The 9,520-nt window shown below is 39.5% G+C and carries 7 protein-coding genes and 1 pseudogene; 7 read left to right on the forward strand and 1 reads right to left on the reverse strand.

What is annotated here, in order from left to right:
- The 7 genes and pseudogenes from G322_RS23770 to G322_RS0114595 all read left to right on the forward strand — a co-directional run.
- A pseudogene (locus G322_RS23770) lies at window positions 1-308 on the forward strand (hypothetical protein); the annotation flags it as partial.
- Window positions 308-1,987 (forward strand): BatD family protein, encoded by a 1,680-nt coding sequence (locus G322_RS20955; RefSeq protein WP_022942476.1) that lies wholly within the window; start codon window positions 308-310, stop codon window positions 1,985-1,987. The pseudogene G322_RS23770 and the gene G322_RS20955, both read left to right, overlap by 1 nt.
- Window positions 1,988-2,146: 159 nt before the next feature.
- The gene (locus G322_RS0114575) at window positions 2,147-3,160 is read left to right on the forward strand and encodes an amino acid ABC transporter substrate-binding protein (protein ID WP_022942477.1); all 1,014 of its coding nucleotides are present in this window, start codon (window positions 2,147-2,149) and stop codon (window positions 3,158-3,160) included.
- Between the two features lie 69 nt (window positions 3,161-3,229).
- Entirely contained in the window at window positions 3,230-4,417 is a 1,188-nt protein-coding gene (locus G322_RS20960) for an amino acid ABC transporter permease (protein ID WP_022942478.1), read from the forward strand.
- Window positions 4,418-4,419: 2 nt separating this feature from the next.
- Window positions 4,420-5,499: an amino acid ABC transporter permease gene (locus G322_RS0114585; protein WP_022942479.1), complete on the forward strand. Its 1,080-nt coding sequence runs from the start codon at window positions 4,420-4,422 to the stop codon at window positions 5,497-5,499.
- Window positions 5,500-5,510: 11 nt separating this feature from the next.
- Window positions 5,511-6,257 (forward strand): ATP-binding cassette domain-containing protein, encoded by a 747-nt coding sequence (locus G322_RS0114590; RefSeq protein WP_022942480.1) that lies wholly within the window; start codon window positions 5,511-5,513, stop codon window positions 6,255-6,257.
- Window positions 6,258-6,623: 366 nt separating this feature from the next.
- Window positions 6,624-9,104, forward strand: a complete 2,481-nt coding sequence (locus G322_RS0114595; RefSeq protein WP_022942481.1) for a glycosyl hydrolase family 18 protein — start codon at window positions 6,624-6,626, stop codon at window positions 9,102-9,104.
- A gap of 121 nt (window positions 9,105-9,225) precedes the next feature.
- On the opposite strand, the gene G322_RS0114600 is transcribed toward G322_RS0114595, so the two are convergent.
- A partial coding sequence (locus tag G322_RS0114600; RefSeq protein WP_028866655.1) for an IS630 family transposase occupies window positions 9,226-9,520 on the reverse strand: 295 nt, incomplete at its 5' end.

Raw genomic sequence — 9,520 nt, forward strand, 5'->3', positions numbered from 1 at the left:
CTGAACAGAAAAAACAGAACGAACAAGACGCAAAACAGTCTGAACAGAAAAAACAGAACAAACAAGACGCAAAACAGTCTGAACAGAAAAAACAGGATGAACAACAAAGACAAGATGAACAACAGAAACAACAAGTTACAGAAACAGATGAAGAGGTGAATCAAGAGTTAGAAGATCTCCCCAACTGGCTCAAAAACATGCCTGATGATCCCTCATTTCTACTTCGCAAAAAAATGCAGCAAGAATATCGAAAACGGTTACAGTCTCAACCTGTTAAGCAAACAAATAACAACGGAGTTATCTGGTAATGAAATCTAAATTTTCTCTTTTTGGCTTACTTTTAGGCGCATTATTAACAAGTTTTCCTGTACTTTCAGCGGTACAGGTCAGCGCAACCGTGAGTGATAACAGTGTAGTATTAGGCGATCTGTTTATTTTAACCATTAGCATTAACGATAATGACGATGATTATCAGCTAGATACCCGTCCACTGGAAACATCATTTACTGTTTATCGCTCTTCACAAAGCCAGAAAACTGAATATATTAATGGAGAATTCAGTCAGCAAACACAATGGCAAGTTCGACTACAAGCGAAGAAAATAGGGCAATTAACCATCCCCTCACTTAAAATTGGCGAGCTATACACGGAGGCGATTAAAATTAAAGTGATCCAAGCCTCGCAAAAAGAGCGGGTAAATAATAACAGTGCTGTTTTTATTGAGAATAGTATCGATAAAGAACATGTTTATATCGGCCAAACGTTCATTTTTACCACTAAACTTTATATATCACAAAACAGTAATGAGTTAGATCTGCTTGCTCCTCGTTTTGACGGAGTAGACGCCACTGTTTTTGGTAAAGATAAAAATAGCCAAACAGTACGTAATGGCATTCGTTACAATACGATTACCCGTCAATATAAAATGAATGCAACACAAGCAGGTCAGTTCGAAATCGATTCGCCACTCTTAACGGGCACACTGCGTAAAGTGGTGGCCGTGAGTGAATGGCAAAATAGAGTCATTTCCGATCCCATTAATGTCCGTGGTGAGCGTTTAACGATTAATATAAAAGCGATCCCTGAAAATTTCCAAGGTAAATGGCTAATCAGTGAAGACCTGCGTTTAATTGAAGACAATAATTTAACGGCACAAAGTTATAACGTAGGTGAGCCAATCACCCGTAGCATCACCCTACAAATCGCTTCTATCGACAAAGATAAACTACCGAATATAAAGTTAAACTATCCGAAATCACTGCGTGTTTATCCCGATCAAGATCAGCTTGAAGAGGGGCAAGTCAATGGGCTAACGTATGGGATACGTATTATTCGCCATGCCATTATTGCCGATAAAGTGGGAACTCTCACACTACCAGAGATAAAACTTAACTGGTTTAACAGTCGTACTAATCAACAACAAACAGCAACACTTCCAGCGCAAAATTTGACTATTATCGCAGCGGAGAAACAATCGATTAATATCCCCCCTACTCCGCAATCTGAAATAAACCAGCCGAAGCCAACCATCATTGTAAATAACGGTGCGCTTATCTACTGGCAGATAACGGCAGCATTGTTAATTGTTATTATCTTGTTTATGATCTTTTATCATCTTTCATACCGCCGTACAGTGACAACCAATAATCAAATCAAAAAAATTAAGGTTACACCGCTCAATCACCACTATACCACCCTACAAAACAGCCTAACTAAAAACAGTGCAAGAGAGAGCTATAAAGCGCTTTTAGCCTATGCACAGCAACAATACCCCACACTAAAAAGTCTTCATACATTTGCAGATAAAACCACACTGAATCAACAACAGAAGCAACAGTTGAGTAGCGAGATTAAAATACTAGAAAAGTGTTGTAGTGACAACTCACACGTTTGGAGCGCAAATAAACTTGCTTTATTGCTAAAACACTGTGAATCGACAAAAAACGAACAACAAGCAAAAGATCCGATGAACCTAAACCACAAATGATCAAAAAATAGACACGTAGCTGATATAGTAAAAAATTTTGTGAGGCTGATCGAAAAACTGTTAACAACTTGATAACAAACTAGCATTCTAACGCAGCTTATCTATGCTGACTGAGATTGATATAAAAAATCATACTCATAATAGATAAGGAATATTCAGATGAAATTAACAAAAATTGCGCTGTTGTTTGGTCTTACTGCGTTAGTGCCAACCTTCGCATCCGCTGATACGTTGGCTCAAGTCCTCAAAAAAGGTACCCTTAATTGTGGTGTCTCTACAGGTATCCCGGGCTTTTCAGCAACAGATTCAAAAGGCGTTTGGAAAGGCATTGATGTTGATTTTTGTCGTGCAGTTGCCAGTGCTGTTTTAGGTGATGCATCTAAAATTAAATATATTCCCCTTACTGCCAAAGAGCGTTTTACCGCACTACAAAGCGGTGAAATAGACGTATTATCACGCGCATCAACATGGACAGCAACTCGTGATACTTCATTAGGTTTAAACTTTGCAGGTGTAAACTACTATGATGGTCAAGGTTTCTTAGTCAATAAATCCTTGGGCATTAATTCAGCAAAAGAGTTAGATGGTGCAACTTTCTGCATTCAAGCAGGTACGACCACTGAGCTTAATCTTACCGATTATTTCAAAGCGAATAATATGGAATATAAATCGGTGACTTATGATACATCTGGTCAAACTATTGATGGTTTCAAAAAAGGTCGCTGTGATGCAGTTACCTCTGATGCTTCACAGTTATATGGTTTAAGATTAAAAATGAAAGATCCAAGCTCAGTAAAAGTGTTGCCTGAAATCATCTCTAAAGAACCACTAGGCCCTGTTGTACGACAAGGGGATGATGTTTGGTTTAATGTAGTGCGCTGGACTTTGTTTGCACTGCTTGAAGCAGAAGAATTAGGCGTTTCATCAATGAATGTTGATAAAATGCTCAAGTCTGATAATCCAAGTGTGAAGCGCCTACTTGGTACTTCAGGTAAAGCGGGTGAAAACCTCGGTCTTAAATCAGATTGGGCTTACCAAATCGTCAAAAATGTCGGTAACTACGGTGAGTCATTTGACAAACATGTGGGTAAAGACTCTCCACTTAACATCGATCGTGGTTTGAATAATTTATGGAACAAAGGCGGGTTAATGTACTCGATGCCAGTTCGCTAAATAATTATTTAATCTCAATTCGGGGGGCATCGCCCCCTTTTTTAAGTTTCCCTTTCACTAGGTTAGACTATGAATAAAATTCAATCCTCAGCCCCTACTGGTAATGGTTTTTTAAATAACCCACAAAATCGTGCGATTATTTATCAACTACTTGCACTGCTTTTTGTTCTCTTTTTAGCTTATTATTTCACCTCTAATATGTTTGAAAATGTAGAGAAACGAGGCATTACCACTGGCTTCTCTTTTTTAGATGATGTGGCTGGATTTGGCATTAGCCAAACATTGATCCCCTATGATGATGGTGCCTCAACTTATTACGATGTTTTTGTGGTGGGTTTATTAAATACCCTACTGGTTGCTATTATTGGGGTGTTTTTTGCCTCCGTGTTAGGGTTGTTAATTGGTATTGGCCGTTTATCACCCAACTTTTTAATCGCTAAACTGTCATTAATTTACATCGAAACATTTCGTAATATCCCTATCCTATTACAAATTCTTTTTTGGTATAACGTGGTACTAGCTGCATTACCAAGTCCACGCAAAAGCTTTACCTATTTTGATAGTTTCTTTTTAAATAATCGCGGTTTATTGACCCCTGAACCTATCTTTGAATCAGGCAGTGGTTTTATTTTAATTGCTTTTATCCTCGCAATTATCGGGGTGTTTTTTTTAGCACGTTGGGCTAAAAAACATCACGATTTAACGGGCAAAGAGTTCCCTCTTTTTAAAGTTTCTATCGCTATTTTAATCTTTGCTCCACTACTGGTTTATTTTATCAGTGGCCAGCCTATTAGTGCTGAGTACCCGCAACTTAAAGGGTTTAACTTTAAAGGTGGCCTGACTATTATCCCGGAGTTATTAGCGCTTATTTTTGCTTTGAGTATCTACACGGCCACCTATATAGCCGAAGCGGTACGTGCTGGTATTGAAGCAGTCCCTCTCGGGCAAAAAGAGGCGGCAAAATCGCTAGGCTTAAAAGAGCACGTAATTTTACGTAAAGTAGTTTTACCACAAGCATTACGTGTGATCATTCCCCCTGTTATTAACCAATATTTAAACCTGGTTAAAAACTCATCATTGGCAACAGCAATTGGTTATCCTGAAGTGGTTACGCTATTTTCAGGCACCACACTTAACCAAGTAGGACAAGCGATTGAGATCATCTTAATGACCATGGCAGTGTACCTCACCATTAGCATTGTTATTTCACTGGTTTTAAATTGGATCAATGCAAAAATGGAAATTAAAGGAAGATAATTATGCCGGTTTATACTATGAAAGAGACAAAACCCGCACCTTCAACCAGCAAAGGTGTTGTTTTTTGGCTCAGAGAAAATCTATTTCCAGATATAAAAAATAGCTTATTAACGTTAACAGGTTTCTATTTTTTATATCTGGCTATCCCCCCACTTCTAACCTGGATGATTTTTGATGCGACATGGAGTGGCACGCAAGAAGAGATTGTCAATGAAGGTGCAAGGTGGATATTCATTATTGAGAAATTTGACCAATTTATCTATGGATTTTACCCTGAGTCGTTGCATTGGCGACCTAATTTGGTGTTATTAATAACAGTATTATTTCTTGGCTCGTTTAAGTTTGTTGGTAATATCAAAGTAAAAATTGTTGCTATTTTGACCTACCCTTTCATCTGTTTTGTATTAATTAGCGGTGGCTGGTTTGGCCTTGAAACTGTAGGCACCGAAAAATGGGGGGGATTAATGCTCACCCTTGTTGTGGCTGCCGTCGGTATTATTGCTTCATTTCCCATTGGTATTGTGCTGGCACTGGGTCGTCAATCGGATATGCCCATTGTAAAAACTTTATGTATTGGTTTTATTGAGTTTATCCGTGGTGTGCCACTTATCACTATTTTGTTTATGGCCTCTGTGGTACTGCCTCTGTTTTTCAGTGACGGCATCGACTTTGATAAGCTGTTACGCGCACTGATTGGCATCACGCTATTCCAAGCAGCTTACATCGCCGAAGTAGTACGTGGTGGTTTACAAGCAATTCCTAAAGGGCAATATGAAGCAGCTAAATCTTTAGGTCTCGGTTATTGGCAAGGTATGATATTTATTATCCTGCCACAGGCATTAAAAATATCCATCCCTAATTTAGTGGGCTCTTTTATCTCGTTGTTTAAAGATACTACGTTAGTGTTAATCATTGGCCTATTTGATATTTTAGCGATGGTGACACTCACTAACAGTGATACCTTGTGGTTAGGTTACGAGATTGAAGGTTATGTATTTGTTACCTTCATCTACTGGGTTATCTGCTTTAGCATGTCACAATATTCAAAATCGATTGAACGCAAGTTTAACACCGAACATTAATAGGAAGTATTATGTCTGAACAAGAAATTATGATCTCAATGAAAGACGTTAACAAATGGTACGGTGATTTCCATGTGCTAAAAGATATTAACTTAACCATTAAAAAGGGTGAAAAAGTGGTTATCTGTGGCCCTTCAGGTTCAGGGAAATCCACTACGATCCGCTGTTTAAATCACCTTGAAAAATTTCAACAAGGACAGATACATATTAATGGCACCGAGCTGATTGATGATGTCAAAATAGTACGCCATATTCGCTCACAAGTCGGCATGGTGTTCCAACATTTCAACCTGTTTCCACATCTTTCTGTGTTAGAAAACTTAGTACTTGCACCAACATGGGTACATAAAGTGCCACGTAAAGAAGCAATAAAAAATGCAATGTATTACCTTGAACGAGTGAAAATTGCTGATCAAGCAAATAAATACCCCAACCAACTATCAGGTGGGCAACAGCAACGTGTCGCCATCGCACGCTGTTTATGTATTAACCCTGAAATTATGCTTTTTGATGAACCCACTTCCGCACTTGATCCGGAGATGGTGTCAGAAGTATTAGATGTTATGGTAGAGCTTGCTGATGAAGGAATTACCATGATTTGTGTCACTCATGAAATGGGTTTTGCTAAAAAAGTAGCAGACAGAGTTATCTTTATGGATGCAGGGCAAATTATTGAGGAAAATGATCCTCACTCATTTTTTGATAACCCGCAATCAGATCGTTTAAAACTATTTTTAGAGCAAATATTATCGCACTAATATCACATTGAAATCTTATTCATACAAAGGGTTAGCACAAAAAAGCAACCCTTTATCTTTCCTGTAAATAGCGTGATCCCTTAGAAACATTAGCATACAGCGCACCTTTTTTATTTTTTAGCTTATCTTTTATTTTTTTGCGATCAAGTTCAATTTTATCCCCTTAATTCCCCTATTTGCATTGCATACACGCTTTTTAAAAAGTAGCCTAGTCAGGTACATCTCTTTTTGTACACCCGATATCACGGAAGATATCTGATAAAAACAAACTGTTAAACAAGCCTTAACTAGCGATATAAAAAACATAGTCAAAGGTTAACGATGCGTTTTTATTAGACTCTTTAATAATTTATCATGGAGTTTTTTATGAAAAACCTATTATTAAAAAGCACACTTGCACTTGCTATCTCAGCATCTATTAGTGCATCTGCTCTAGCAGCACCTGCCGCACCCGCTTTAGCTTGGGCTGATTACTCTAAGCTTGGTTTCGTTACCATCAATACTGATGCTACTGTTGGTTACAAATCTTCTTACACACGTGTAGACGTCGTTGAAGTTCCTGTTGCTTGGAATGTTTGGGCTGGCGATAAAGCAACTTCTTGGCAAGTTCTTATTGATGGTGATATCGCTATTGAAGGCGCTGGTGAAGGTGGAAGTACTGTTATTCCTTTCACAACAGGTGGCTTAAAAGAGATGGTTGTGCGTTTATGTAACGCTGACGGTTGTACTGATAGTGCAGCAACACAACTACTTATCTCTGATACAGATGGTTCTCACTTAGGTAAATTGCCTATGACAACAGATGCAGTAAACACACCTTACGCACAAAATCCTGATCAAATCGTGGGTACATACTTTGTTGAATGGGGCGTTTACGGTCGAAAATTTGAAGTTAACGATATTCCTGCAAACAACCTAACACACATCATTTACGGCTTCATTCCAATTTGTGGTGGTACTGGCGATAACCAATCTCTATTAGAGCCAAATCCATCTGGTCACGCATTACTTAAAAAAGTATGTGCTGATTCAGCAGACTACGAAGTAGTTATTCACGATTCATGGGCTGCACTTAACGCTACTTACGGTACTCCTGCAAAGCGTTTAGACGGAAAATCTGTGGGCTCTCTTGAAATTGGTAAAGGTAACTACGGTAACCTAATGGCACTTAAAAATGCTTACCCACATCTTAAAATTCTCCCCTCAATCGGTGGTTGGACATTATCTGACCCGTTCCATGGTTTTGTTGACAAAGCAAACCGTGACGTATTTGTTGCCTCTACAAAAGAGTTCTTACAAACATGGAAATTCTATGATGGTATCGATATTGACTGGGAATTCCCAGGTGGTGGCGGTGCAAACTCATCTTTAGGTGATACTGTAAACGATGGCCCTGCTTACATTGCATTAATGCAAGAACTTCGCGCGATGCTTGACGAGTTAGAGCTTAAATACAGCCGTAAATATGAATTAACATCAGCAATCGGTGTGGGTTACGATAAATTACAAGATGTAGATTACGGTGAAGCTGTTCAGTACATGGACAATATCTTCATGATGTCTTACGACTTCTACGGTGCTTGGGGTCCAAATACAGGCCACCAAACGGGTATCTACTGTGGCGCACACATCTCTGCAGACAAATGTGACGGTGTTGGCGAATTCGCTGGTAAACCTGAATACACATTAGATAACGCAACTAAGATTCTTCTTGCACAAGGTGTTCCAGCAAATAAATTAGTTGTTGGCGCTGCAATGTACGCGCGTGGATGGCAAGATGTTGTTGCTGAAAACGGTAACCCAATTGGCTCTGTTGGCTCACATATCAACTCAGCTGAAGGTAGCCCATTTAGCGGCTCTTTAGGTGGCTCTGGTACTGACGTAAATGAAGCAGCTTGGGCATGGGAAGCAGGTATCATGGATTACCGTGGTGTGCTCAAATTCTTACAAGCAAATCAAAATGCAATCGTTGGTTGGGATGATGTTGCAAAAGCATCTTATGTATGGGATGAAGTAAGCCGTACACTACTTACTTACGATACAAAAAAATCTGTACTTGCTAAAGGTGACTACCTACGTAGCTTAGGCCTTGGTGGTATCTTCTCTTGGGAAATTGATGGCGATGGGAATGGCGAGATTTTAAACGCGATGAACCAAGCTGTTCTTAACCCACAAGGTACAACTGATTGGTCTGGTCCTGTTATTGTTACGCCAACCCCTGTGGTAGTTACACCGACTCCTGTGGTAGTTACGCCGACTCCTGTGGTAGTTACACCGACTCCTGTGGTAGTTACACCGACTCCTGTGGTAGTTACACCGACTCCTGTGATAGTTACACCGACTCCTGTGGTAGTTACGCCAACCCCTGTGGTAGTTACGCCAACTCCTGTGGTAATTACGCCTACTCCTGTGGTAGTTACGCCAACTCCTGTTATCGGTGACGTAACCATATTTGTTCCTGGTAAAACGAAAGTAAGCAATGGTGATGTTGTTTCTTACAATGGTTCATGTTTTGAAGCAAAAAATAACCCAGGTTTATGGGAAACGCCCTCTGCCGCATCATGGTTCTGGACTGAAGTACCCTGTGAAGGCGGTAGTGTAGTTACACCTACACCGGTCGTCGTTACCCCTACTCCTGTTGTTACTCCTACTCCTGTCATAGTGACACCAACGCCTGTTGTTACTCCAACACCTGTAATTGGTGATTCAACTTGGAATGCAGGAACGGTTTACAACAATGGTGATACTGTTATCGTAAACGGTACAACTTATGTTGCTGGCTGGTGGACTAAAGGCCAAGAGCCTGGCACAACTGGCGAATGGGGTGTATGGAAAGAGGTTAAATAACCTTTCTATAAACTAACCATACAAAGGGATGCTACGGCATTCCTTTTTTTTGATCAAAAAAGGAAAAATAAGTTATATACCCAAACGACTTGATAATATTTCGCATCTAGCTCATCGCACTTCAAACTGCAAAATTGAAGGTTTGAAAGTTGTCATTAATTCTACTCGTTAAAGTACTACCAATTTCGGGAAGGGTAAGGCTAAAAAACTCATTAATACTCTGTCGAAATTCTTTTGCTGTTGCAAAGTATTTATTGTTTCTTGCATATTCACTCATCACCTTCCACAGTCGCTCTATAGGATTTAAATTAGGGCTATAAGGAGGTAAATAGTGCAATTCAATACCCAACTCCTTAGCCGCTACTTTTACTAACTCACTGCGGTGGTAGCCAGCTCCGTCAAGTATTAAATGAATG

The sequence above is a fragment of the Psychromonas hadalis ATCC BAA-638 genome, from assembly GCF_000420245.1.
GTDB lineage: Bacteria > Pseudomonadota > Gammaproteobacteria > Enterobacterales > Psychromonadaceae > Psychromonas > Psychromonas hadalis.

What these genes read in the sequence shown, in the direction of transcription:
- G322_RS0114595 (WP_022942481.1), top strand. Translation starts at nt 6,624, where the DNA reads ATGAAAAACCTATTATTAAAAAGCACACTTGCACTTGCTATCTCAGCA.
- G322_RS0114575 (WP_022942477.1), top strand. Translation starts at nt 2,147, where the DNA reads ATGAAATTAACAAAAATTGCGCTGTTGTTTGGTCTTACTGCGTTAGTG.
- G322_RS0114585 (WP_022942479.1), top strand. Translation starts at nt 4,420, where the DNA reads ATGCCGGTTTATACTATGAAAGAGACAAAACCCGCACCTTCAACCAGC.
- G322_RS20960 (WP_022942478.1), top strand. Translation starts at nt 3,230, where the DNA reads ATGAATAAAATTCAATCCTCAGCCCCTACTGGTAATGGTTTTTTAAAT.
- G322_RS0114590 (WP_022942480.1), top strand. Translation starts at nt 5,511, where the DNA reads ATGTCTGAACAAGAAATTATGATCTCAATGAAAGACGTTAACAAATGG.
- G322_RS20955 (WP_022942476.1), top strand. Translation starts at nt 308, where the DNA reads ATGAAATCTAAATTTTCTCTTTTTGGCTTACTTTTAGGCGCATTATTA.